Source organism: Arthrobacter sp. THG-b23, assembly GCF_059091265.1.
This window is the reverse complement of sequence record NZ_JBNHGM010000003.1, coordinates 218,009-243,963: the sequence shown is the minus strand read 5'-3', so window position 1 is coordinate 243,963 and position 25,955 is coordinate 218,009. Positions and strand designations below refer to the sequence as shown.

The window sequence follows — 25,955 nt, the reverse complement described above, 5'->3', positions numbered from 1 at the left end:
TCTAATGGGGGAGCATAGATGACAGTCGCGCCTGCGGCGTCGGCAGTTCACGACGAGCTGCCTGAGGTCGGTCAATTGGTCACGGTTCGAGGTTCAAAATGGATCGTCACCGACGTCGCGGCACAGGCCCTAGAAAGGTCAAGCGCCGACGACGGCAAGGCCGAACTCCAGCACGCAGTGTCGCTCCAGTCGATCGAGGAAGAGCACTACGGCCGCGAGATGACGGCCATTTGGCAGCTTGAACCCGGGCGAGGTGTGATTCTGGACCAGGGCCTCCCGCTTGAAGTCGACCCAGATCATTTCGACGATCCGACCACCTTCGCTGCTTACGTCGATGCCCTCCGCTGGGGTGCCCTGACCTCGGCGGACGCCCGGACGCTACAAGCCCCGTTCCGCAGCAGCGCAACCATCGAGGCCTACCAGCTTGAGCCACTCCGTCGTGCGCTGGAAGCGCCTCGAGCGAACCTCCTCCTGGCCGACGACGTCGGTCTCGGCAAGACCGTCGAAGCAGGACTGGTGGTGCAGGAGCTACTGCTCCGCCATCGAGCCCGATCCGTCATCATCGTGTGCCCGGCCGGCCTCGTCATCAAGTGGCAAGAGGAGATGCGCGACAAGTTCGGCCTGGGCTTCGAAATCGTCAACTCCAACACCATGCGCGACTTCCGGCGACGCTTCGGAGTACACGCGAACCCATTCATCCTGTTCCCCCGGGTGATCGTCTCCATGTCCTGGCTGCCGTCGCCGCGAGCCGAGCGACTCCTCCGGGACGTCTACGCCCGTGCCGACGACAAGCGTGTTGCGGACCGGTACGCCTTCGATGTTGTAATCGTCGACGAAGCCCACCACGTTGCCCCGGCCACGCCCTCGCGAGGCGGCAATAACAAGAGCCGCTACGCCATCGACAGCCAGCGCACGGTGTCCGTCCGCGAACTCGCGCGACGCTGCGAGCACCGGCTCTTCCTCAGCGCCACCCCGCACAACGGTTACACCGAATCGTTCACGGCACTCATGGAGATGGTCGACCCGCAGCGCTTCGCGCGCGGCGCGGATCTCGATCCCAAGGCGCTCCGCGAAGTGGCCGTTCGCCGGCTAAAGAAGGACCTTCCTGATGAGGGCTTCCAGCTGCGCGAAGTGCACGCCCTGCTGTTCCAGCCCTCCGACGACGAGTCTGAGGCTTACGACCGGCTGATCGCGTTCACCAAACGGCGCAACTCGGCCGTAAAAGCCGAGAAGGGCAAGCGCGCCGCAGACCTCGCGACTCTGATCCTGAAGAAGCGGTTCTTCTCTTCGCCCACAGCATTCGCCTCGACCGCCGAAACGTATCTCGCCACCCGATTGCGTGGAGACGACGACATCGACTTGCCTGACTACGACGAGGTGCTCGGCGACGAAGCCTCCGAGGAAGAAGAAGGCCGCCTGGAGCAGCCTGAGCTTGAAGCACTCCGCATGGCACAGCGCGCACAGGTCCCGCTGACCAATGAAGACGTCGCGGACCTTGAGTGGCTCATCGCCTGGGGCTGGCGCTACGCCTCGTTGCCTGACACGAAGCTTCAGGCGCTCATCAACCTGATCCGGGGTCAGCTGCTCACTCCCGACGGAACGTGGTTGAACGAACGCCTCGTCATCTTCACCGAGTACGTCTCCACGCTCAACTGGATTCGCGACATCCTCAATGCGTTTGACCTCGGAGGCGACCGTCTCGCGGTGATCGAGGGCTCAACCGATGCCGAAGAGCGCGAACTCATCCGCGTGCGCTTCACCGAGAACCCTTCCAAGGACCCCGTGCGGATCCTCATCGCGACTGACGCCGCAGGTGAGGGCATCGACCTGCAGACACACTGCCACCGTCTGGTCAGCTTCGACATCCCCTTCAACCCCAACCGCCTTGAGCAGCGCATCGGCCGCATCGACCGTTATGGGCAGACCGAACGCCCGCAGATTTACCACCCAGATCCGGAAGACAAGTCGGCCACGTCCTCGAACTACGCCAGGGACACCGACTATCTTTCCCGCGTCGCCCGCAAGATCTCACAAGTGCAGGAAGACCTCGGGTCCGCCGGCGACATCATTGATCCCGATATCCAGCGAACTCTTGGCTACGGAGATCTGCCTGCCCGGCCGAAACTAGTCAAGGGCTCCGGCGAGCAGATCATTCAGACGGCCATGCAAGGCGAACACAATCTCCGCCGTGAACTAACTTCCCTTGCCGACAGGCTTGAGAGTTCCCGTGACCGCCTTCACCTGCATGACCGCAATCTGCGCCGCGTCCTGGAGACTGGGCTGCGGGTGTCCGGTCAGCCGGGCCTCATTGGTGTGGTCGACGACGACGAACAGGCCGACCTCTACGCGCTGCCGTCCGGACTCGACCGGACCTGGACGCCGGGTTTGGAGGGGCTGCGCACTCGTCTGCGCCCGGATCTGGCACGCCCAATCACCTTTGACGGTGACGAGGCGAAGGGTCGCACCGACATCGTCTACGCCCACTTGGGACACCCGCTCATCCAGCGCGCCGCGCGTGAACTGCGCGGCCAGATCTGGACCCGCTCAAATCACATTCATGGCGTGAGCGCCGTGGTAGTCGACGGGCTGGAGCAGTCGTTCGTCGCCGGCGTCGCACGCTTGGTCGTGGTCGGCGACGGCGGCACTCGCCTCCACGAAGAAGTGTTCCTTGCCGGCACCCGTCTCACTCGACGCCAGGAACTAGGCGTCGAACGCTCGGAGGACCTTCTGGTCACAGCACTGGACGCCGAGAAGTTGACGTCACCCGCCCCCGGCGTGCTCGCCGGACTGGCCGATCTTTGGAACGTAGACGGCGCCGACGACGGCGGCATTCGCCAGCGCGTGGCCGACGCCGTCGCCTCCCGGGCTCAGAGGCTGCGCAGCGGGATCGAGCAGGACCTCGTCAACCGCAAGGCCGCCGATCTCGAACGTGTGAACGAGGTTTTCGCCCGATTCCGCCTGACTTTGGCTAACACACTCGACAACGCCGAAGAGCGCAAACGCGAGCTTGAAGACATGCTGTTCCATGAGGAGCAGCGCCAGCGCGAGAAGGACCTGACAAACATCAGGCGGCGCCTCGACGCCCTCGCCGAGGAACAACGCGATGAGCGGGACGCCGTGTCTAGGCGCTACGCCAACCTGCAACCGCACACATTCGTCGCCGCGGTCGTGTTCGCACTGAGCCCGGCCGATGCAGAGAGACTGGGAAAGAACCATGGCAATTAAGGACCCTTGGGAATGGCTGTCTCTCGTCGACGTTGATGGACCATTCCTTTCGCGCGCTGCCCTCAAATCGGTGTTCCCGACTGGTCTTGACCGGCCGTACAACGCCATCGACGACGTCAACAGCACCTTCGCTTACGAGCACACGGTCTGGTCAAAGGCGTGGACCGCCCGACAAGGCCAGCCAGGTGCCGCTAAAGATCTCGCGTGGCGCGACCGCTGGGTCACCGCCGTCCTGCGCGACCTACTGCAGTGGGGCGACTACCTTGACGGGCATCCGGACTCAACGATCGGCGCCAGTTCGCCTGATGGGGACGTGACCGTACGCCCCTGGGCGGCGCTGGATACAGGCGAGGGGCCAGCCGCGCTGGTCGTAGTCGTCGACCCAACCGACGATCTCCGACGAACCGGCGCCGATGGTTGGGCCGCCGACGCCATCGACCGAACCGCTGCCCTCTTGCGCGAAGCGAAAGTCAGTGTCGGGCTCGTCACCGACGGCCGCTGGTGGGGCATTGTCTCCGCTGTCCGGGACGTTACGACAGCGAGCGGCGTCTTCGATTCGCTCATCTGGCGTGAGGAGCGGGACAGCCGGGACGCGTTTCTCGCCCTCGCCGGCCTGGTCTCGCTCGCTGGCGGCGCCATCGAGAAGCGTCTGCCGAAGTTGTTCGAGCTCAGCGTCGCCAGCGCCGAGGCAATCACCGAGGCCCTGGGCGACCAGGTCCGTCGCGCGGTCGAGCTCGTCCTCCAGGCCATGTCCGAGTCGCATTTGCGGGCCATCGGGAACGGGGATGAATCCCCCCTCCCGGACGACAGCCAGCAGGTGTACGAGGCCGCCGTATCCGTGCTCATGCGCGTCGTATTCCTCCTTTTCGCTGAGGAACGCGCCCTGCTGCCGCAACACCAGATGTACCGCGACTCGTACGCCATTTCCGGAGTGCGCGTCGACCTGGAGCACCACGCACAGAACGACACCGAAGAAGCACTCGACCACACATGGGAAACCTGGCACCGCCTACTCGCCGCCAGCACCGCGATTTACTCGGGCGCCACCTTCGAAGACACCCGAATGCCGGCGTACGGTGGGTCGCTGTTCGACCCGGCCCGATTCCCGTGGCTACGGACGACCAACGCGCAGGGGCAGCTCTCCGTTCGCGTCTCCGACCGAGTCATGCTCCAAGTACTCAAGGCCGTTCAGATCGCACGTGTAGGCGGCGAAGCCCGACAGCTGTCGTTTCGCGACCTCGACGTCGAACAGATCGGCTACGTCTACGAGGGACTGCTCGGCTATTCGGCCGAATACACCCGAGACGTGGTCGTCGGGTTGCAAGGCAAGAGTGGGTACGAGCCTGAAATCGCTTTGACCGAGCTGTGCACGATTGCCGATGCCGCGGCGACCGGAGCAGACTTTGCCAAGAGACTCATCGACCATCTGGGCAAGACCCAACCCAATGCGAAACCCGCTACAGCACGCCAGATCGCGAAAGCCTTCGAGGCGGACGACGAATCGGATACCGCCGACGCCCGCACCCGCCTCGGCTTCGTGCTGCTCGGAGATACCGAGCTGACCGACCGACTCGCGCCACTGCACGCCCTAATCCGCAACGATCTTCGTGACTTCCCTTACGTGGTTCCAGCGGGAGGGCTTGTGATGACCGAGTCTCCCCAGCGTGCCAACACGGGAACCCACTACACTCCTCGGTCACTCGCAGAAGACGTCGTCCTCCACGCGCTCGAACCCTTAGTCTTCTCGCCGGGTCCCCTCGACACCGAGAACCGGGACGACTGGGTCCTGAAGAGCCCCACTGAGATCCTCAACCTCAAGGTTGCGGATATCGCCGTCGGCTCCGGCGCGTTCCTCGTTGCCGCCGCTCGATACCTCGCGGAACGCCTCATCGAAGCCCGCTCGAAAGAGGGGCTGGGCGCTGCCGCCAACGAAGACGCTAAGCGTTGGGCCATCCGTGAAGTCGTTGCTCGCTGCCTCTACGGCGCCGACATCAACGGCATGGCCGTCGAGATGTGCAAGCTTTCACTCTGGCTCGTCTCTATGGACCCCGGCAAACCATTTTCCTTCGTTGACGACCGCGTGTTCCATGGGAACTCACTGCTCGGCGTCACCACTGAACGGCAGCTCCGCGCACAGCATATCGACCCCAGCCGCAGTCGACTACTCCAGAGAAAGCTCCTGCAACTCGACGTCGACAGCGACCTCGCTCGCGCTGCGCAGCTCCGTCGCGAGCTCTCCAGCGGCCAGGTCGACGACGCCGACCGAATGCGTTCCACTCGCGCCAAGCGGAAGCTCCTGGAGGAGTCCCGTGAGGTGACGGCCAGGCTGCGCGATGTCGCCGACGGCATCATCGCGGCCGGGCTGCTTGAGGGTGGCAAACCGGGACGAGCGCTTGAAGCCCGGTATGAGGATCTAGCAGACGCGCTTTACGCTGCTTTCCCCCAAGGCGGTGTTGACGGTGACCGCAGACGACTTGACACGATACTTGCAGCGGGCCTGACACCCACAGTGGATACCGGCGAAGCCCGTTGGAAGCCTCTCCATTGGGTGATCGAGGCGCCAGACGTAGTAGTGGACCACGGCGGTTTCGATGCGATCATCGGCAATCCGCCATTCCTTGGTGGTCCGAAACTCACAGGCGGGGTTGGAGAAAACGTTAGGGACTGGTATGTCGAGCAGTTGGCCAGCGGCGCTCGGGGTGTGGCGGACATGGTGGCTTACTTCTTCATACGGGCTTATGACCTTTTGCGATACGGTCACGGCACTCTGGGTCTCATCGCGACGAATACGGTCGCCCAGGGGTCTACAAGAGAGGTCGGGCTCGGGAGCCTCGTCGACCGTGGCCTCGCCATATTTCGGAGCGTTCGCACCGCAGAATGGCCCTCTCGCAGCGCAAACCTGAAATACGCGGCAGTCTGGGGAACATCTGCGAAATTGGGAGAGACGTGTCGGTCCCTTGCAGATGGGGTTCTCGTTGGACGCATTTCGTCTCTGCTGGAACCCGAAGGACGAACAAGCGGTGATCCTCGACGTCTGCGGTGCAACCGCGGAGTGTCATTCATTGGCGTCTATGTTTTGGGCAAGGGCTTCGTGCTCGACGACAGAGAGGCCAGCGAAATGATAGCTGCCGACCCTGCCAATGCTGATGTGATCAGGCCTTACCTTAACGGCGATGACATCGCGAGTCGTCCTGACACTTCTCCCAGCCGATGGGTCATCGATTTCCGCAACTGGGACGAAGCTCGATCCAGACAGTACGCGGAGCCTTTTGAGTGGGTCCGTGAACAAGTCCGCCCAGAACGCGCGAAGAACAATCGCAAGGTGTACAGGGAGAGGTGGTGGCAGTTCGCAGAGCGACGGCCTGCTCTCCAGCAGGCCGTTGTTAACCTGGACCGGGTAATCACACTCGCGCGTGTGAGCAAAGCGGTCATGCCTCTGTTCCGACCATCCACGGAAGTGGCCAGCGAGGCGACCGTCGTGTTCGCTTCGGAGAGCGACGAGCTCTTTGCGTTCCTGTCTTCGAATATTCACTATCTCTGGGCACAAAGATATAGCTCGACCCTCGGCAACACTGTGCGCTACGTGCCGTCCGAAGTTTTCGAGACTGTTCCTCTCCCCCCGGCCAACTCGCGGCTGCGTATCGCGGGACGGCACCTGGATGAATCCCGCAAGGAAATCATGACCAGACGCAACCTTGGCTTAACCTCGCTCTATAACAAAGTCAATGACCCCGATAACTCCGACCCCGATGTCGTTCACATGAGAGACATCCACATTGAAATCGACCGGGCCGTCGTTGAAGCGTTTGGGTGGGAAGGCATAAGCCTTCGTCACGGTTATTTCACCTATCGGGAGATACCTCGGTTCATAGTTGATCCGGCCGCCCGTGTCGAGATTCTCGACCGGCTGCTTGAGGAGAATCATCGCCGGGCGGCGCTGGAGGCACAGAACGGCGGCAAGCCGCTGGTCCCGATGGAGCTCGACCTTGATCCGGAGACCGCCCCAGAAGGAGCGATGTTCTAAAATGACCACCGAAACAATTCCGGCCCAATCGGCTACCTCCGCCCAGGTTCGCGACGAGCTCATAGACGTATTGCAGCGCGATTTGATCGGGCCGTGGGGGGACCCGGACGAGACGGTCAACGGCACGCCGCGTGCCCGCTACCTTGTCGGAGCGCTGGCGCCAGTAGCGATCGGCGACGACGACCCGCTGCCTCAGGCAAAGACACAGCCGGAGGTAGACAGCCCGGATGACTTCCGTGACTCCGACGTTGCGGCAGTCCTGGACGCAGAAGCGAGCCGCGAGGTCCAGGGCGTTGTGGACCAGCCGGACGAAGTTATATCGGACGCGGGCGGCGTCGACACCGACGAAGACCGCGGCCCGGAGTCAAAGCTCATCGCGCCGTCGTCGATGGGGCTCCGCTTCCAGGTCGGCCACGACGACGGCAACCTCGTTTTCACAGCACGGTGGGGTCAATACGCGTCCCGCCGGGAGACCGATGAGGACGGCCGCACGCAGACTTTCTATGACCGGACCGACCACGTTGAGCCGCGGACGATCGACATTGCGGCAATCGGTGCTGGTCAGACGCATACCGAAGTGATCATTGAGGGCCATGTCGCTATCTCGGTCGAAGTCTTCGAGCACGACGGGCTGCGGGTGGTAGAAGCCGCCCTCCAGAACACCAAGGTCACCGGCAAAGAGCTCCCGCCCAAGGTGTGGCTGTTCCAGACCCAGCTGGAAGTCAGCGCCGAGGACGGGAGCGCAGTGTTCCGTCCCACCCGCGACGCGCTTGAGCAGGCACGTGATTTCGGCGACCCCGAAGTGCTGCAGCTCGATCTCCTGTACCGCGATCGCCTTGAGTTCGCCGTCGGCCGCACGGCCTCCGCCACCTGGACCCTGCCGGACCCAACGTCCCGCACCGCCACCGCGGTGCGGACCACCTGGCTGCCCACCGCCGAGGTCCCGCAGACCCTTGCACCCACAATCGAGGGCGCCGAGATGAGCATGCGGCTGCTGATGGACGCGTCTCCTCAACAGCTTGAGAAGTACCTGACGCCGTTGATCGACGGCTATGAGAAGTGGCTCAGCGATCGCCGCACCGACGCTGAGGCCCTGCCGGAGCACCTCCAGAAGGTCGCCGAGACGGGGATCAAGGACGGCGAGGACGCGCTCAAGCGTCTGCGCGCCGGCCTGAATCTGCTGACGAATACTGATCCGACCGTCCGCGCCAGCGAACAGGCACGCAAAGCCTTCGCCTTCATGAACCGCACCATGCGCGACCAGCGCATCCGGTCCCAGATCGCGGCGCTCCGGAACGCAGACCGCGATATCACCGTTCGAGATGCCACCGCGACAATCGAAGGAAAAGGTGATAGTGCTGCATCCTGGCGGGCATTTCAGCTCGCGTTCATCCTGATGCAACTGCCGTCGATCGTCGACCCGACGGTGCCTCGGCGGTCCGGTGACTTGCCCCGAGCGGAGCTCCTGTTCTTCCCCACGGGTGGTGGCAAGACCGAGGCCTACCTGGGGCTCGCGGCTTTCACGTTCGGCATCCGCCGCCTCCAAGGCGTCATTGAGACGCCCGGCGGTCTGATTGACGGCCGCGACGGTGTCGCCGTGCTGATGCGGTACACGCTCCGCCTGCTCACCTCTCAGCAGTTCCTGCGTGCCACCACGCTCATGTGCGCCGCCGAAGTAGTGCGGCGTGAAGACCCAGCGACCTGGGGCCAGGAACCGTTCCGCATCGGCCTTTGGGTAGGCTCAAGCGTCAGCCCGAAACGCTTTGCTGAGGCGGAACAACAGGTGCGCGACGTACGCAACGACGACGGCAACTCTGCCTACGGTCTCACGGTGCTCCAGTTCAGCAGCTGCCCCTGGTGCGGGACGCCAATTAACCCCAAGGCGGATGTCGTAGCTGTCAAGACGACCCAGCGCATTCACGTGTACTGCGGGGACAAGCTCGGGCGGTGCCCGTTCTCAGCCGGAGGCAGTGCAATCGATGGTCTTCCCGTGCTCACCGTGGACGACGAGATCTACCGGAATCCACCGACCTTCCTCCTGGCGACCGTCGATAAGTTCGCGAGACTCGCCCGCGAGGGTGAGGCTGCGAGCCTGTTTGGCTACGTGTCTCAGCGGTGCGAACGGCACGGCTACAAGCACCCGGACACGGTGACCTCTGTGTGCGGAGCTAGCGGCCACACCGCAAAATCGGAGGGTGGGAGAACCTATCCGAAGGCCATCGTGAAGGATGTGGACCGGCTGCGTCCGCCGGACCTCATCATCCAGGACGAACTCCACCTCATCACCGGCGCGCTCGGCACTGCAGTGGGATTGTTCGAAGGAGCAATAGACACGCTTTCAACGTGGGGGTACGGCGCTGCCGACAGCCCCGCGCTAGTGAAGCCCCTGGTTATTGCGTCCACCGCGACCGTGAGGAACGCCCGGGATCAGGTGATGAAGCTCTATGCGCGCCAGGTGCAGATCTTCCCACCCCAAGTCCTATCGGTGACAGACACCTTCTTTTCGAAGGAAGTCACCATTAGCGAGAAGGACCCTGGCCGGCGTTACGTCGGGGTATGCGCCCACGGGGCCCGCCTGACCCTGGCAGAGATCCGGGTCAGCGAAATTCTGCTCCTCGCCGGACAGAAGCTGTTCGACGCCCATGGTGCGGCGGCGGAGCCGTATGTGACGCTGGTTGATTACTTCTCCGCCACCCGGGAGCTGGCCGGCATGCGCCGCTATCTCGAAGACGACATCGTCACCCGAACCAGCAACCCCGACAAAGACTCCGGTTACCCCCGGCGGGGGTCCAGTGGGCTGCGGATCGGCGAATTGACGTCCCGCATCTCGTCAGCGGATATATCGAAGACGCTCACCACCCTCGGGGTCCCTTTTGACCCGGACCGGGATACGACTGAGGCTAAACGGGAATATGGTGTGCGGGCCGCAGCCGCCAAGAAGGCCGGCAGGAAGCTTCCGCCGCGGGACATGCCGTATGACGTGGTCCTCGCTACCTCCATGCTCCAGGTCGGTGTGGATGTGCCGCGGCTTGGCTTGATGCTGGTGGTTGGCCAACCGAAGAACACTGCGGAGTATATTCAGGCGTCTTCGCGCGTTGGTCGTGAAGCCTCGAAACCCGGCCTCGTGGTGACGCTCGCCAACCGGTCCCGGCCGCGGGACATGGCGCACTATGAACAGTTCGAGCACTACCACGACACGTTTTATGCGCACGTCGAAGCGCTGTCGGTGACCCCGTTCTCCGACGCCGCCTTGGAGCGGGGCCTGACTGGCGTGCTGGTGTCGGCGGCCCGCGTCGCCGACCAACGGAATGAGCCTTCGCTCTCGCCCGAAATCGGGGCTGGGACGATCGCGCAGCGGCGAACGTTTGTCGACACGCTTGTCGACCGGCTCGTCACACGGATCAAAATTGCCAGCGGCGGGGACGACGCGGTAGCGGACGCCGCCAAAAGCAAGCTCATCCTGCGCCTCGACAAGTGGACGGACGAGTCGGACAAGTGGTCAGGCGCCTTGACTTATCAAAAGGAATCTCTGGGCGGTGGGCAGATTGTGTCACCCCTGCTGGTGAGCCCGGAGACAGTGGTTCCTGACGAAGACAGTCGTCTGTTTCAAGTGGCCAACTCGATGCGCGAAGTTCAGCCCGAGATCAATCTCCTTGTAACACCGATTGTTGGCAGACTAGCGGAGCCTCTAAGTGCAACTGCGCCGAAATGGGTCTTCTCGAAGAAGGATGCGAAATGAGTCAAGTCGTAGAGGAAGAGGCATCCAGCGTCGCCGGAGTAGTGGCCAACCCGTTTGGGGAGCTAGAAGCTGTCGGCGCGAAGAACCACAGCCGCGTCGGCTCGGTACGACCTAGCGCTCTGCTGTACACCTCGGGCATTGGGGCTACAGTGGATATGCCTCACATAGCGGTGATGCCCCAAGGGCTTGACGCTTGGGAGATCGCTTACTCGAAGCAGGGCGGCCCGCAGCTGGTCTTGGTGCCGCGGCTGCTTGCGGCGGTACGGAAGATGTTGCCTCGCGTCGAAGAGCTGCGGCAACCCCCCTGGGTGCCGGAGAAGGCCCATGAAGGTGGCACTCCGATCGGAATCCCGACCCGAGTGTTCCCTCAGTGGCTGCGCTGCACCGGCTGCGACCTGTTGGCGCCTATCTCGGAGTCGACCAAGTTCGAGTTCGTGAACACCAGCAAGCACCGCCCTGACAAGGCGCAGTTCGTGCACAAAGCGTGCAAGGGTCGCCCAAAGAAGGGCCAGAAGCAGGGCACTTTGGAAGCGCGGCCGCGCCTAGCCGTGCCTGCCCGTTACTTGATCGCCTGTACCGACGGGCACCTCGACGAGTTCCCTTATGTCGAGTGGGTGCACGGCGCCGACGGCGACCCCGTGAAGTGCAAGGTCGCCAAGCCTGAGATGCGAATGATGGAATGGCGCTCGAACCTCGGACCGCAGGTGAAGATCTCTTGCGTGGCCTGCGACGCCTCACGAAATATAGCTGAGCTCACGCGGGCCGGCGGAGAAGAGATGCTTCCCGACTGCCGCGGACGGCACCCACACCTTCCCACTTACGCGCCGGCCGACAATCCGTGTCAAGCGGACGTTAGGCTGATGCTGCTGGGCGCTGCGAACCAGTGGTTCCCAGCGTCGGTGAGCGTGCTTGTACTGCCTGCGCGCAAGAACATTACGACCGCGGACGTGGCAGAGACAGTGAAGGGACTGCCGGCCGTCACCTTCGCAGATGTGCACACGCTCGATGACTTAGTCGGGTGGCGGAAGTACGGCCCGAAGGATGTCCGCACGATCTTTGACGGAATCGCAGATGACGCCCTGTGGAACGGAATTCAGGTCGCTCGAGGCCAGGCAGTCGCTGAACCCGAGTCCTCACCTTCGGGTTTCGATCCGATCAGCCTGCTGGAACCAGAGTGGGACACCCTCGTTCACCCCAAGGATTTCGAGCGCGAAGACCGAAAGGCTGGCTTCCGCGTGCGGCCGGTGGAGGTGGCATCGGCCCTGCGGCCGGTTCTGTCCCACGTCGTCGCGGTGGAGAGGGTCAAGAAGGCCAACGCGTTCATCGGTTTTACGCGCATCGATGCCTTGGACCGTGTAGGCGACGCTCCCAACCGGATCGCTCCGCTCGTCCAGTCAGGGAAGCCGAAGTGGGTTCCCGCAACGGAGGACCGCGGCGAAGGAGTATTTCTGCGCTTCGATGAGGACGTGATTCGCGCCTGGGAGGACGGCGTACTCGAATCCAAGGTGTGGCAGTCCCATGTAGCCGCTCACGAGCGCAACGTCAAGAGGCGCCAGAGTCGCACCGCGGTGGCGATCGATCCGGCAGACCGAATGCCGCCGCCGCGATACTGGGCGCTGCACACGATGTCGCATTTGCTCATCCGTGAGATGGCAATGTCCAGCGGCTACGGCTCGGCGTCACTATCTGAGCGTCTTTACGCATGGCGTGAGACGGACGACCGCCCGGCTGCCGCAGGCATTCTGATCGCCACGACATCCCCCGACAGCGAGGGAACTCTCGGAGGGTTGGTTGACCTGGCCAGGACGGAGCGGCTGGAAGGTGTATTCCGAAATGCGCTGCGCCGGGCGGAGCGGTGTTCATCGGATCCGATTTGTGCGCATCGCGTGCCCAGCGGTCAGGAAGACTTCCTGCACGGTGCGGCCTGCCACTTCTGCCTGTTCGTGTCGGAGACGTCCTGCGAGAAGGCTAATCGCTTCCTCGACCGTCGCTTCGCTTTGAAACTGAATGCAGGGCCTGAGCACGCGGTAGAAGGTCTGCTCCAACCGGTGCTCGAAACTTTCGGAGGCTAGGCGTCGTGGCAGATGCATTGCTTCAGTTGGCGCAGGCCCTGACTGCCTCGCAGGCGACGAGCATCGCCGCATCATTGGAAATCGACGGGCGGCTGGACCGAGCAGCATCGTTCTTGCCAGACTCCTCGCGTGCCGCGGTAGATCTGCTCGGCAAGGCGCTCGCGTTGCTCGGTGAACCAATGCAGTTGGCATCGGTGCTACGTGGATACGCGGCCGCAGGGAATCGGGCGCCGGCCCCGCCTCGGGCAGTCTGGAGCGGTCCGAGCTTCCAGGGCGATGGCGACCACACAACCGCAGCTGTCGCACACCTGGTCGACGAGGCGAAAGAAGACGTTCTCGCCTCGACCTACTCCGCGACGCTCGACTCGCCCTTCGTTCAGGCCCTATGGCGAGCAATTGCGAGGGGCGTATCGGTTACGATCGTTTTGGAAGAAGCGAGGATGGCCGAGACGTCCCAAGCTCTCCAGTGCAGACTCCAAGGGGCACGATTTCTGAAGTATATACCCCAGAATGGCGCGTACGGAGTTCAACATTCGAAGGTCGTCATCGTCGACTCTGCCACTGCTTTGGTGACCAGCGCAAACCTCAGTGACGCCGCAGCACATGGAAATCTGGAAGCCGGTGTGCTAGTCCGAGACTCGGACTTCGCATCGAAAATGCGTCGACGGTTCGCCGCATTGCTCACCGCCGGAACTCTACAGAGGGTGTAAAGCTACTTAATGTCGTCCTGTTCGGTCGTGACGCACCGGACTGCTGGCCGCGACGGAGCCACTGTCAGTGACGAATTTCCAGATATCTCCGCCGCCAGCATCACAAACCATTCGTTCATCACCGATCATTCGTTCCATGAGAAGTCCTGACGACGTCTCCGGCTTGTTTGCCATTCGAGAGGATTCCTACGAAGGCCATTGTGAGACATAGTGACACGGTACGGACGTAAAATATGTGTGCGTGATTGGAAATCTGATGGCCAAAGGATGTACTCTAATGCCTTAGAGGGGGTTCTCCAGTATCTAGGATGGGGATATCTGACTAGTCCGGAATAGTTATGTAGTCCCCTATGAGCGGCCAAACGGCCGCTGGGTCATTCAATTGCAGTGGCTTTGATGGATGATGATAGTTGTATCGGTTCGAAAAAAACTAGGTAGATACTGGAGAACCTCGTCGTCTAACCGTAGGTATTTGAGATTCTTGGTAAGCAGTATTTTCCGATGTGCTTGAGGTGACCGGTGAAGGACAATGCCAGCTGACAATCTTATGGAGGACCTGGAGCATTTAGCTTCGTTCGTCGAAGTTAGCCTTCCATTCGTCCGAGGTGTATCAGAACACAGGATTGATGCATACAGGGAATTCAACCTAAAAAAGTCTGATGGGGCTTCGATCCGAAAGATTGCCGCCCCGATTGAAGATCTTGCTAAAGTTCAGCGTTGGATCCTGGACAACGTATTGACCCGGTCCAGGATCAGCCGCTGTAGCTTCGCCTATCAAAAAAACGTCTCCATTAAGAATTGTGCAGAGAAGCATTTAGGCGCGCGTTGGATGGTCAAACTTGATCTTCAGGACTTTTTTCATAACATTGATGAGCGTCAGGTTTCCAAAATCTTTCGTCAGCTCGGTTACGATGACGTGTTGTCCGGCCAATTGGCAAGAGTTTGCACGCGAAGATCGTCAAAGAAAGTTCCCGGATTGCCTAAGTATAAGGCTATACGAGACAGTATGGGCAAAACTGAGGAATACGATTGTCGCAGGCTTGGCTACTTATCCCAGGGGTCTCCCACGAGCGGTAAGCTTGCGAACATTGTAGCCGCAGAGTTAGATCGTTCTTTGTTGAAGTTAGCAAATCTCTATGGTTTGTGCTATACGCGCTATTCAGACGATCTGGTCTTTTCATCGAAGAGAAAGTTCACGCGCGTTGAAGCTCTTCAGATAATCCGGCATGCGCGTAGCGAGGTTGCCGCGAATGGATTTAGAATCAATGAAAAGAAAATCAAGATAAGTCCGCCCGGATCGCGGCTCATAGTACTCGGGCTTCTCGTCAACGGAGATTCTGTGCGTCTGACGGCGAATTTCAGGAATCGTCTTAAATGGCATGTCTACGGTGTGAAAAGATTTGGTATGCAAGGCTATTTAACGTCTCAGGGTTTCATCAATAGTGAGACCTATATTGGCCATGTGGATGGACTATTTCATTACGCAATGGACATTGAGCGGGAGTGGACTTGCCGACTTTATACTGAGTGGCTTACTCTAAAAGATTTCTTACCGGAGAATGCCCTGGAGGATATCGTTTCTGTGATGGTGGCTGCGGATTAGTTCCTCAAGACCGGAACCCGCTTAGCTGTAGCTGTGTCAATGAGCGAGTACCTGGGCGGACGGCGCAACGACTTGACCATAGGTTGGAGACTGTAGCACTGGCTACGGCCCGGCAAGAGATGCTCGCTGCACGCATACGATCCGGACACAGATCCGGAGGCGGCGGACAGAGCGCCGCACCAGCCCCATGCACCTTGTCCACGTCCTCCACGATAGATGATGTGACGGCCGATTTAGGGATGTTGGCGGTGACATTGACCAGGAAGGCCTTGCCGACTCCGGCGTTGGATGTGGGAGCGTCGGGGTGGATCACCCCAAACAAAAATGTGAGTCCGGCCTGATAGACATCGACACAAACGGAATTACTTCATTTGCCGTACTAGTCTGAATCCGGGAGCGCTCAATGCCGGCAGCGCTGCGGCTGAGTTGGGGGAACTGCTGTGGGCTTGTCCAATCGGGAATTTATCGGGCGCGCGCTGGACATCATGTCGGGCGGGCTCGAACCTTTCATCCGAAACACCATGGCCGAGGCGGCGCCGGGTCTTGAGTGGACGCGGGTCCTGGAACACAAGGATGATCTCGAGCACCGCGAGCCCAAACTCTACAAGCCGACCGACCCGCAGGTGCAACTGCGGATGCTCACCGAGCGGCTGGGGAGCCTGGGTTTTCCCTTCAACCTCTCGCCCGATGCCCGTGCTTACGCCAGCGAAATGCGGCAGGTCCGCAACCTGTGGGCGCACAATGAATTGTTCAGCGACGACGATGTGCTGCGTTACCTGGATACGTCGGCGCGGTTGCTGGAGGCCATCGGCGCCTCCGAGAATGCAGAACAGGCCAGAGACCTTTTGCGTGAGGCGCGGGCCAGGGAGTTTGTGGGCAAGGAACTGGAGCCGCCTGCCACCGGCCCTCTAAGTGCCACAGCCGAAGACATCATTCCGGGACCGGGGCTGATTCAGGAACCGGATGAAGAAGGACCGGCAGGGCGGGAGACTGCCTCCAATCCGCAGAAGGCCAACGTCAGCATGGCCATCGAGTCGGCGGCGGAGCTTAGCTACGTCATGGCGTACAACGGCCGGCGGATCGTGAGCCGGCTGACGATCAACAACCGTGGACCCGAGCTGCGCGGAGCGGTATTGAAGCTGACGGTCACCGGCGAGTCCGGCACGGTGTCAAAACCGTCAGAGCATTACCTGGATCTGCCGGCCCACAGGACGGTGACGATCCAGGACCCGGACCTTCAGTCCGATCCGGCGTCGATGCTGCAGCTGCAGGACAGACAGCGGGGAACCGTGCAGGCCGTCCTCGAGGCGGACGGTGAGGCTGTCGCCGTCGCAGCTGAGGGCATTGACCTGCTGGCCGCGCACCATTGGGTTGGACGGCCGGGTCTGCTCTCGCTGGAATCACTGGCGGCTTTCGTCCAGCCGAACCATCCCGCTATTGCGAAGCTGTGCTCCGAGGCATCGGACCTGCTCAAGGCCAAGACCGGCAGCGGGTCGCTGCAGGGGTACCAGGCCGGACCGGAGCGGGCGGATGACATAGCCGAGGCCATCTTCATGGCGATGAAGAACCGCGGCATCCGCTACAGTGAACCCCCGGCCTCGTGGGGGCAGCAGGCCCAGCGGGTGCGCACGGCAGAAGAGGTGCTGGAGGGCCGTTTCGGTACCTGCCTGGACACCACCGTCGTGCTGGCGGCTGCGCTGGAGTTCGCCGGTCTTCAGGCAACCCTTTGGCTCGTGGAGGGGCACATCTTCCTCGGCTACTGGCGGGACGAGGCGAATTTCCAGACCCCTGCGCTGGAGGAACCGGATCTGCTGGTCAATGCGATCGACATGGGCCGGATCCGCCTGATCGAAACGACCAAGGTCACTGATGTCGAGTCCTGGAGCATGGACGAGCTGCACAACAAGCCCTACGTGCGCTACCTGACGGGCGATCTGGACGAGGTCCTCGGTGTCGTCGATGTGTTCGCGGCACGCTATGCCGGCGTCCGGCCGATCCCGGCCAGGTTTACGGACGACGGCGGCAAGGTCGCCGTCGTCGAATACACCCCGCCCAGGCGGGAGGTGACGGGCGCAGCCCCGGCAGCTGCGCCGTCGGCAGCTCCCGGCACACGGCAGCGACCGGACATGCCGGCACGTGTCAGCCAGTGGAAGAATACACTGCTGGATCTGAGCCTTCGCAACCGGCTGATCAACTTCACCAAGACCGCTAGATTCCCGCTCGCTGTTCCGGATGACAGGGTGGGCCAGTTCGAGGACATGATTAACGGCGGAACCTCGATCACCCTGATGCCTTCGGACGACGTCTCCGCCATGCAGTCCGAGCGCGGGATCCGGTTCGGGCGGGACCTGCCCCAGGACCAGCTGGCGGACATTCTCGTCAACCAGAAGGCCGTCTTCGCCGACGTCACTAGTGACGCGTACCAGACCCGCATGCGGAATCTGGCCTACAAGGCGAAGACACTGGTGGAGGAAACGGGGGCCAACAATCTTTACCTCGCACTCGGCTCGCTCGTGTGGAGCATCGACGGCAAGGAGCTGCGCTCGCCGCTAGTCCTGGTGCCGGCGCGGCTGCGCCCAACCACCAAACAGGGCCCTTACCGCATCAGCCTGGATGATTCTGGCACGTCGACGCCGAACTACTGCCTGCTCGAGAAGCTGAGACTGACCCATGGGCTGGAAATTCCCGGGTTGGCGGAGCCGTTGGAGGACGGTTCCGGGATCGACTTGCAGGCTGCCTTCGGCGCCGTCCGGAGCGCGGTGGCCGAAAAGGGCCTGCCGTTCCGGGTAGAGCAGACCGTTGACCTGTCCATCCTGCAGTTCGCGAAGTTCCGGCTTTGGAAAGACCTGGATGAGAACTGGGAAGAACTCTCGCACAATGCCCTGGTGAAGCACCTGATCCACACCCCGACGGAATCCTTTGCGGACCCGGTGAGTGGAACGGCGGAGGCGGACCTGGACGAGCTGGCCGCGAAAGTGCCGATTCCGGCGGATTCCTCTCAGCTGCGGGCTGTTGCGGAGGCGGTCGCCGAGAAGACCTTCGTCCTTGAGGGCCCTCCGGGGACAGGCAAGTCCCAGACCATTACCAATCTGCTCACACGCGCCATTGTTGAGGGCAAGCGGGTCCTCTTCGTCGCAGAAAAGCGCGCCGCGCTGGACGTAGTGCAGAAGCGCCTGGACGAAGTCGGGATGGGCGTATTCTCGCTCGATCTGCACGACAAGGGGAGCAAGCCCGCTGCTGTACGAGAACAGATCAGGCTGGCGCTCGAGCACACCGCGGACCCGGACCGGCAGGGTCTGGACGCCGCCCTGGGGACACTGCACAACGCCCGCCGCGGACTCGTCCGCTACGCCTCCCGTCTGCACGAGGAAAACGGGGCGGAGCTGTCCCTGTACAGTGCCCGCACGCAGGAACTGGCCGTGGGGGAAGAGGTTCAGGCGCTGCACGTGCCGGAGGATTTTGCCGGACGCGTGTCACTCGACGCCCTGCAGCAGCTGCGCAGCTTGCTCGCCGAGCTGCCGGACACGGCGGAGCCTGCCGGGCCCGGCGAACGGCATCCGTGGGGCTTCATCGATCAGCCACTGTCCCCAGAAGGGGCACGAGCGGTGGCTGCCGCCGCGCGCAGTCTTCAGACGTCACTGGAACAGCTGCCTGCATCACCGGAGCTCCTCAAGGTCCTGCTCGCCGCCCGCATGCCCGCCGACCTGACCAACCTGGCCGCCCTGCTGCGCAGCGGCAATGTCGATATGGCCGTGCTAGACGAGGTCAACAGTGACCGTTGGAGCGTTGCCGTCCGCACGCTCGGCAGCCAGATGGCCGCATTCGTCGCCGCCTCCCATCCGGGGCTGGACAAGGTGACACCCGAGGCGCTGGATCTGCCCGTCGCGGACATCCACGCGCAGGCCGTTGCAGCGGCAGAATCCGGCTTCTTCGGGCGGAGGAAGCGGCTGATCGCGGTCCGGGACCAGCTCGCCTCGGTGATCCGGCCCGGCGTCGAAATCAAGCCGAAGGAACTACCCGGGCTGACAGGCGCCCTGATGAACGTCCAAGGTGCGGTCCGCGGATTCGCTGACTATGCCGGCTCCGTTCCCGGCGTAGCGCTGCCGGTCTCCTGGAACCCGCTCACCGAGCCGGGTCAGGAGTACCTGCGCAACAACGTCCAGTGGCTGGAGTGGGCGGCCTCGCTCGTGAAAGTCGACGGCGCGCCGGACCCGGCGGAGTTCCTGCCGACGCTGCGTGCCTTTCTCCGGGCCCGTACCCCGGTGGACGCGGCGGCGGTGGAAATTGTCGCCGCGCTGGCGCGCGCCGCAACAGATTTGATGGCCGCAGCCCGGCTGACCGATGAAGGGCTGCAGGCATGGCTGGGCGGCCAGCGCCTGCTCGAACGTTGGGAACAGACGAGCCGGGGGCGAGACCTGGACAAGTCCGCCGCGGCGTCCCTGGGTCGCTGGCTGGCGTTCATCGAACAGCTGGAACTGCTGCGCGCGGCCGGGCTTGTCCAGGCGCGGGAGCAGCTGATGCTGGGCCACATTGAGTCCGCCGACGCCGGCCGGGCGTTTGAGCGAGGCCTTGCCTTGGCCTCACAGCAGGAACGTGAGGGTGCTACCGGGCTGGACCGGTTTGAGCCCCGGAGCCACGAAAAAATGATCACAAGGTTCACCACAGGCTCGCGGCATATTCGCGAGTATCTGAAGGCAGCGCTGCCCGACGAAATCCTGAAATCGAGGCGCTTCGATGCGGAGGCCAAAGCCGGACAGATGGGGAAACTTCAGCGCCAGCTGAACTACAAGTCCGGGGGACTGCGAGTGCGGCCGCTGCTGGAAACGTACGGCGAACTCATCACCCAGATCATGCCCTGTGTTCTCGTCAGCCCGGACTCTGTGGCGCGGTTCTTCCCGGCGAAAGCGGATCTCTTTGACCTAGTGGTCTTCGACGAGGCATCCCAGATCCGGGTAGCCGACGCGGTCGGCGCCATGGGACGCGGCCGCTCCGTCGTCGTCGTCGGCGACAGCAAGCAGATGCCTCCCACCTCCTTCGCCGAGACCACCATGGAGAAGGACGAGGACACCGAGCTGGCCAACGAAACCGTGGAGGATGAGGAGTCCATCCTGTCCGAGTGCGTGCTGGCACGCGTTCCGCGGCAGTGGCTGTCCTGGCATTACCGTAGCCAGGATGAATCGCTGATCGCCTTCAGCAACCAGCAGTACTACGACAGCAAGCTTTCATCCTTTCCGGCACCGGTGCATGGCGCGGCTGATCCCGGGATCAACGGCTATGGCATCAACTTCGTTCGAGTGGACGGGCACTTCAACCGTTCCGGCGCCGGGAAGCTGCTGCGGACCAACCCGGTGGAGGCGGAGGCCGTGGTCGGCGAGATTCGACGGCGTTTTGAGGCCTCGCCGGAGGACTATCCGTCCATCGGCGTCGTGACTTTCAACCTCCAGCAGCGTGCGTACATCGAATCCCTGCTGCGGGATTCCGACGATCCGCGCATTGCCGAGGCACTTGACGCTTCCGACGGTCTGTTCGTAAAGAATCTTGAGAACGTCCAGGGCGACGAGCGCGACACCATCCTGTTTTCCACCGGCTTCAGCAAGAATGACCGAGGCTATCTGCCCTTGAACTTCGGACCGCTGAACCGCAGCGGCGGCGAACGGCGACTCAACGTCGCCGTCACCCGGGCTCGCCGTCAGGTCGTCGTGTTCTCCAGCTTTGATCCGTCCGAACTGCGGGCGGAGGAAACCTCCTCCGTGGGCATCAAGCATCTGCGCAGTTATCTTGAACTCGCAGCTCATGGCACCGGCTCGCTGCCCTTCGACGGCCGCAGGAAACCGGCGGTTGACCGGCACCGCGAGCAGATCGCCCTTGCCCTGCGCGACCGTGGACTCGTGGTCACTACGGACGTCGGACTCTCGGACTTCAAGGTGGATCTGAGCGTGGCGCTGCCCGAGAATCCGGACCGGCCGGTGATGGCGGTGCTGCTGGATTCACCGGCCTGGGCTTCGCGGGGAACCGTGGGGGACAGGGACGGGCTGCCGTCCGACGTGCTCTCACGGATGCTACGCTGGCCGGCCGTCGAGCGTGTGTGGCTGCCCGAGTGGCTTTCCGATTCGGCCGCGGTGCTTGAGCGGCTCGAGAAAGCGGCACGGCGGGAAGACGGTGCCTTTGCCGATGACGTGTCGGTGCCTGACGGCGAAGCCGACAGGCCGACTCCGGAATGGCACGTTGACGCTGACGTCCTTAGCGGTGCCGTTCCTCAGAACGCCAAACTAGATTCTGAGGCGCCCGTTGCTGTTGTCGTGGAAGAAATAGAAGGCCCGACGTCGTCAGGGGAAAAGACGTACGAGCCGGTCCGAGGCGCATCGGAAGCGGTTGTTCTCGATGCCAGGGTGAAGCAGTTTTCGCCCTGGACTTTCCGAGGAGCTGGCGGGATTGACGTCCTGGACTCGCTGACGTATTCATCGAAATCCCGGGCGCTGGTGGCGGCCGTCATTGCGCAGGTGGTCGAGGTGGAGGGGCCGATCCACACCGATCGGCTGGCCAAACTTGTCTGCGCTGAGTTTGACCTCAACAAGGTGAACAGCCAACGGGCGAAGTCCGTGCTGCGTCAGCTCGAAACCAAGCGCTTTCATGTAGACAAGGACTCCTTCGTCTGGCCGGCAGGTATGGATGGCACGATTTGGACGGGTTATCGCGAAAATGATGCGGATGTTGAGCGGAAGATCGAGCACGTGAGCAAGATCGAGATCGCTAACGCGATGGTGGACGTGTGCCACGCTGCCGCGGGGATCCATCTTGAGGAACTCAAACGCCAAACAGTTCGCGTGTTCGGCGGCAAACGCGTCACAGTCGGTATCGGTGCGAGGTTGGAGGAGGCTCTCAATGATGCTGTGCAGTCGGGCAAGCTGCGGAAGGATCCCTCAGGGCTGGTAAGAGCGGCGTAGCCATCACATCACGCTTGAAGAGCCTCGGAATATGCGGCAATAGTTCGAGCTGCGCCATACCGCCTTGGTGGTACGCGACGACGGGATCGACCGTGACTTCTCCGCCGCGGGCAGCCCACCATCGGCGTCCACTACCGGGACCACGTGTCAGACCCGCGGCTGGGCACGCCGGACGCCGAGCACTTCAACCAATCGGTGTCGATCACCGCCGGTGATCTGTTGCTCGCCGGGGCGCTGCGGCTGGTCGGCCGGGCGGCAACCGGTCTGCCGCAGGTTGATGAATTGACCGCTACCGCGCACGACGCCGTCTTCGCGTCCGCCGCCGGCGAGCTGGAGGACGTGCTCTTTTCCGCCACCACGGACAGGCCTCCGACGCTACGCGTCGGGCTCCGGATTAGCAGTGTCCGTCCGGTCGATCACGCGGCCGGTTCCGGCGATTTCACGTGCGAGCTCGATGCCGTCCTTGGCCTCCTGAAGGGACGGATACGTCACCGATTCGGCCATGAGATTTCCCTTGCCGTCCAGCATTCTGACCCGGTAGCCGCCGTCGGGCGCCTTGATCACTTCGAAATGCCCAGCCATGTCATGCGTTCCTGTCCACGAGGATTCCACGGCGCTGTGGAGTCCAAACAGTATGCCATCCGGCGTTTGCTGCCGTCTTGAGCCCTTGCCACACGTGCCCGCCGCGAGGAGAGTGGACAGTACGCTGACACGCTAGCGAAGGGAAAAAACCCATGCAGATCGACAAGCAGCAGATCATCGATTTCCTCAAGCAGCAGGGAAAAGAGGACCAGGCAGTTGCGGCAGATGCAGAACTGCCGGAGAAGGTGGACACCGAGCGCGACTCCGGGCTGTTGTCCAGACTGGGCATCGACGTCGACGCGCTCCTCGGCAAGCTCCCCGGAGGGTTGGGCGAGAAGCTGGGCGGCATGAAGGACAAGCTCGGGGGGTTCGGATAACAAACGCTTCCGCCTGAAGCGGCTCTGCGCGCGGCGCCCGGAGACCGCCTAGCGGTTGGCTCCGGGCGTTGCCGTGCCCGCCACCATTGGATTTATCGGGAGCCAGGCCGGACCGATGGCGAACGTATCCTGCCGCGACACGTTAAAGCCGGCGGCAGCGATCGCCGCCGCGGTGTTCCGGTTGGGCTCACATCCCTGCGCAGCGAACGACCACACGGGCCGCAGCAGGTCCTGCACTTTGCCGTGCGCGCCAGGGCCGCGGACGTGCTCCAGGAAGAGAAGCTTGCCGTCCGGCTTGAGCACGCGCTTGGTTTCGACCAGCGCCGATGCCTGGTCGGGGACGCTGCACAGCACCAGGGTGAACACCACGGCGTCCACACTCGCGTCCTCGGCCGGCAGGTCCTCGGCGACCGCATCCACGACGCGCAGCGTTGCGGAGTGGGACCCCACCCTGGACTCCAGTCGCTTGCGCATGTTCGGGTCCGGCTCGACCAATGTCACGGAGCACCCCGACGGGAAGTAGGGCAGATTCGCGCCGGTGCCGGCGCCGACGTCGTACACAATCCCGCTCAGCCCGGACAGCAAGGCCGCGCGGTGCGACGCGAGCTCCGCCGGTTCGCGACGAATGACGGCATCATATTGCGCGGCGAACAGCGCGCTTCGCAGTCCCATGAGCGTGGTCCTTTTGTTCGGCTCCGGAGCAGGGCCCTGGTGTCGACCATACTCCGGTGCCCGGCGGAAGGGAGGACGTTCAGGCCGACCGTGTGGTTTCCTCCGGTTCTTCGTGCTGCTCCCGTCCGGCCGCACGTTCCTTGGCCGCCTTGAGCTGCCGGTGCAGCGAAGCGTTGTCCTCTTCAAGCTCCAGGACCTTGCCGACGCCGGCCAGGTTCACGCCGTCGTCCACGAGCTCGCCGATCCGGCGGAGGCGGTCGACGTCGTCCTGGCTGTACCGCCGCGTGCCGCCCGCCGTGCGCTCCGGTTCCAGCAGGCCGCGGCGTTCGTACAGGCGCAGGGTCTGCTCGCCCACGCCCACGATGTCGGAGACCACGGAGATGCCGTAGACGCCCTGGTCCGTCCGCGGCCGCTTCTTCTCGCTTGCCAAAATTCCTCCAAAAACCGACTTGCAAACATAGTAGCGCAGAGTCATAATATCTATGCGCTCAGACATAGATTAGGTGAGCGTCAATGAGAAGAACTGAAGGAGGCTGCCATGTTGATGAGAACTGATCCCTTCCGTGAGCTGGACCGCCTGACCCAGCAGGTCTTCGGAAACCAGGCACGCCCGGTGGCGATGCCGATGGATGCGTGGCGCGAAGGCGAGGAGTTCGTCGTCGAACTCGACCTGCCCGGTGTCGATCCGTCCACCATCGACCTGGACGTGGAGCGCAATGTCCTCACGGTTGCTGCGGAGCGCAAGTCCAAGATCGAGGACGGCAAGGAAATCGTTGCCGCCGAACGGCCCAGCGGCACCTTTAGCCGCCAGCTGATCCTGGGCGACACGCTGGATACGGACAAGGTCACGGCGAACTACGAGGCCGGCGTGCTGGCCCTCCGGATCCCCATCCGGGAGCAGGCCAAGCCGCGCAAGATCGAGATCAAAGGCGGAGACACCAAGCAGATGATCGACGCCTGACCTGTGGGATCGCAGCCGGTGGTGACGCCCGGGGACGGGCGGAACCACCGGCTGGCCATGAGCGGCGTAAGCTTCCGGCAGCAGGAGGGAGGCCAGCATGGGCGATGCCGACTTCTACGCCATCCTGGGCGTGTCGCCCGATGCCAGCGATGCGGACATCAGGCGCGCCTACCGGTCCTTGCTGCGCGTGCATCATCCCGATCTGAACCACGACGGCGATGCGCCGCGGTCGCGTGCCGACGGTTTGGCGATGGGTGCCATCCTGCAGGCTTACTCGGTCCTGGGTGACGTGGGCCTCCGGGCAGATTACGACCGCGGACGCCGGGTGGGCAGCAGGCGCGGCCAAACGGCGGCGGCTTCGTCCGGCGGTCGACGCGGCGACCAAACGGCAGCTTCGCCCGGCGGCGGGCAGGCGGCTTCGCCGGGACGGCCCGCGACGCCCAGGACGCGTCCGCGCCCTGCGCCCGGAGTGCGCCCGGCCATGCAGGTGGCGGATCCGGTCTACCTCGGCTTCCCGCGGCCGGAGCCCGAGGATACCGTGTGGCCTGAGTGGCTGCTATTTCCCTTTCGATGAAGCGAGGATCAATGCCTGTTTCCAGTTGGCGCCGGTACGACCATCACCTGTTTCCCGTTTTCCATGAACGGTTCGAGGAGCGCTGGGGGCCGGGGACGGCGCCGTTTTTGGACCCGAGCGTGTTCGAAGAAGGCCAGCCGCGACCGCGTGCGCAGTGGATCAACGTCGATACCGGCGCCGCCGTCGCCGTCGTCCCGGTGTGGGAGGACGACGACGGCGAACACCGGTCCTTCGCCGTGTTCTACCTGCCTCCGGCCGGCGGCATCTGGGCCCTGCGGCCGGGCTTCACGAACTACACCGAAAGCGTTAATGGCAGCCCGGAACAGGCCGCTTTACGTAACGACTCGTTCAAAAAGGCCGTTGCGCACGCCGAGGAGTTCATCTACGGAACAGGCGGGACCGGGTCCTAGGTCAGTCGTGGCCCGGGTGCTCGTGCTCCACGTGGCCTGCGGGCTCCAGTTGAAAGGTGGAG

General features: G+C 62.9%; 14 protein-coding genes. 11 read left to right on the top strand and 3 right to left on the bottom strand.

Going from position 1 to position 25,955, the window contains the following annotated elements; all coding sequences use genetic code 11:
* Window positions 1–18: 18 nt before the first annotated feature.
* The 7 genes from drmD (at window position 19) to proA (ending at window position 22,317) form a co-directional block, all read left to right on the top strand.
* Window positions 19–3,225, top strand: a complete 3,207-nt coding sequence (gene drmD / locus AC5RVD_RS07935; protein WP_494126599.1) for a DISARM system SNF2-like helicase DrmD — start codon at window positions 19–21, stop codon at window positions 3,223–3,225.
* The gene (locus AC5RVD_RS07930; RefSeq protein ID WP_494126598.1) at window positions 3,215–7,249 is read left to right on the top strand and encodes an Eco57I restriction-modification methylase domain-containing protein; all 4,035 of its coding nucleotides are present in this window, start codon (window positions 3,215–3,217) and stop codon (window positions 7,247–7,249) included. The genes drmD and AC5RVD_RS07930 overlap by 11 nt, the downstream gene beginning before the upstream one ends.
* A 1-nt stretch (window position 7,250) precedes the next feature.
* Window positions 7,251–10,988 carry a DISARM system helicase DrmA gene (gene drmA, locus AC5RVD_RS07925; RefSeq protein WP_494126597.1) on the top strand — a complete coding sequence of 1,246 codons (3,738 nt, stop codon included), beginning with the start codon at window positions 7,251–7,253 and terminating at the stop codon, window positions 10,986–10,988.
* Window positions 10,985–13,060, top strand: a complete 2,076-nt coding sequence (gene drmB / locus AC5RVD_RS07920) for a DrmB family protein (protein WP_494126596.1) — start codon at window positions 10,985–10,987, stop codon at window positions 13,058–13,060. The genes drmA and drmB overlap by 4 nt, the downstream gene beginning before the upstream one ends.
* A 5-nt stretch (window positions 13,061–13,065) precedes the next feature.
* Entirely contained in the window at window positions 13,066–13,770 is a 705-nt protein-coding gene (gene drmC, locus AC5RVD_RS07915) for a DISARM system phospholipase D-like protein DrmC (RefSeq protein WP_494126595.1), read from the top strand.
* Between the two features lie 529 nt (window positions 13,771–14,299).
* Window positions 14,300–15,373, top strand: coding sequence for a reverse transcriptase family protein (locus tag AC5RVD_RS07910; protein WP_494126594.1), 1,074 nt, complete (start codon window positions 14,300–14,302; stop codon window positions 15,371–15,373).
* Window positions 15,374–15,813: 440 nt separating this feature from the next.
* Entirely contained in the window at window positions 15,814–22,317 is a 6,504-nt protein-coding gene (gene proA / locus AC5RVD_RS07905) for an anti-phage protein ProA (protein ID WP_494126593.1), read from the top strand.
* Between the two features lie 375 nt (window positions 22,318–22,692).
* Here proA and AC5RVD_RS07900 read toward each other — a convergent pair whose 3' ends face one another.
* Entirely contained in the window at window positions 22,693–22,899 is a 207-nt protein-coding gene (locus tag AC5RVD_RS07900) for a YegP family protein (RefSeq protein ID WP_494126592.1), read from the bottom strand.
* Window positions 22,900–23,051: 152 nt separating this feature from the next.
* Here AC5RVD_RS07900 and AC5RVD_RS07895 point away from each other — a divergent pair, with 152 nt between their 5' ends.
* Window positions 23,052–23,276, top strand: a complete 225-nt coding sequence (locus AC5RVD_RS07895) for a hypothetical protein (RefSeq protein ID WP_493978740.1) — start codon at window positions 23,052–23,054, stop codon at window positions 23,274–23,276.
* 48 nt (window positions 23,277–23,324) lie between these two features.
* On the opposite strand, the gene AC5RVD_RS07890 is transcribed toward AC5RVD_RS07895, so the two are convergent.
* The gene (locus tag AC5RVD_RS07890) at window positions 23,325–23,948 is read right to left on the bottom strand and encodes a class I SAM-dependent methyltransferase (protein WP_494126591.1); all 624 of its coding nucleotides are present in this window, start codon (window positions 23,946–23,948) and stop codon (window positions 23,325–23,327) included.
* A 79-nt stretch (window positions 23,949–24,027) separates the two neighbouring features.
* On the bottom strand, window positions 24,028–24,378 hold the full coding sequence (locus AC5RVD_RS07885) for a MerR family transcriptional regulator (RefSeq protein WP_494126590.1): 351 nt from the start codon (window positions 24,376–24,378) through the stop codon (window positions 24,028–24,030).
* 108 nt (window positions 24,379–24,486) lie between these two features.
* Here AC5RVD_RS07885 and AC5RVD_RS07880 point away from each other — a divergent pair, with 108 nt between their 5' ends.
* The 3 genes from AC5RVD_RS07880 (at window position 24,487) to AC5RVD_RS07870 (ending at window position 25,893) form a co-directional block, all read left to right on the top strand.
* The gene (locus AC5RVD_RS07880; protein WP_494126589.1) at window positions 24,487–24,909 is read left to right on the top strand and encodes an Hsp20/alpha crystallin family protein; all 423 of its coding nucleotides are present in this window, start codon (window positions 24,487–24,489) and stop codon (window positions 24,907–24,909) included.
* Between the two features lie 97 nt (window positions 24,910–25,006).
* On the top strand, window positions 25,007–25,483 hold the full coding sequence (locus AC5RVD_RS07875) for a J domain-containing protein (RefSeq protein ID WP_494126588.1): 477 nt from the start codon (window positions 25,007–25,009) through the stop codon (window positions 25,481–25,483).
* A gap of 11 nt (window positions 25,484–25,494) precedes the next feature.
* Window positions 25,495–25,893, top strand: a complete 399-nt coding sequence (locus tag AC5RVD_RS07870) for a hypothetical protein (protein WP_494126587.1) — start codon at window positions 25,495–25,497, stop codon at window positions 25,891–25,893.
* Window positions 25,894–25,955 lie beyond the last annotated feature (62 nt).

Excerpts from the sequence above, each read along its gene's own strand:
- AC5RVD_RS07930 (WP_494126598.1), top strand. The coding sequence starts at position 3,215 with ATGGCAATTAAGGACCCTTGGGAATGGCTGTCTCTCGTCGACGTTGAT.
- drmA (WP_494126597.1), top strand. The coding sequence starts at position 7,251 with ATGACCACCGAAACAATTCCGGCCCAATCGGCTACCTCCGCCCAGGTT.
- AC5RVD_RS07895 (WP_493978740.1), top strand. The coding sequence starts at position 23,052 with ATGCAGATCGACAAGCAGCAGATCATCGATTTCCTCAAGCAGCAGGGA.
- drmB (WP_494126596.1), top strand. The coding sequence starts at position 10,985 with ATGAGTCAAGTCGTAGAGGAAGAGGCATCCAGCGTCGCCGGAGTAGTG.
- AC5RVD_RS07900 (WP_494126592.1), bottom strand. The coding sequence starts at position 22,899 with ATGGCTGGGCATTTCGAAGTGATCAAGGCGCCCGACGGCGGCTACCGG.
- AC5RVD_RS07910 (WP_494126594.1), top strand. The coding sequence starts at position 14,300 with ATGCCAGCTGACAATCTTATGGAGGACCTGGAGCATTTAGCTTCGTTC.
- drmD (WP_494126599.1), top strand. The coding sequence starts at position 19 with ATGACAGTCGCGCCTGCGGCGTCGGCAGTTCACGACGAGCTGCCTGAG.
- AC5RVD_RS07890 (WP_494126591.1), bottom strand. The coding sequence starts at position 23,948 with ATGGGACTGCGAAGCGCGCTGTTCGCCGCGCAATATGATGCCGTCATT.
- AC5RVD_RS07870 (WP_494126587.1), top strand. The coding sequence starts at position 25,495 with ATGCCTGTTTCCAGTTGGCGCCGGTACGACCATCACCTGTTTCCCGTT.
- AC5RVD_RS07875 (WP_494126588.1), top strand. The coding sequence starts at position 25,007 with ATGGGCGATGCCGACTTCTACGCCATCCTGGGCGTGTCGCCCGATGCC.
- AC5RVD_RS07880 (WP_494126589.1), top strand. The coding sequence starts at position 24,487 with ATGTTGATGAGAACTGATCCCTTCCGTGAGCTGGACCGCCTGACCCAG.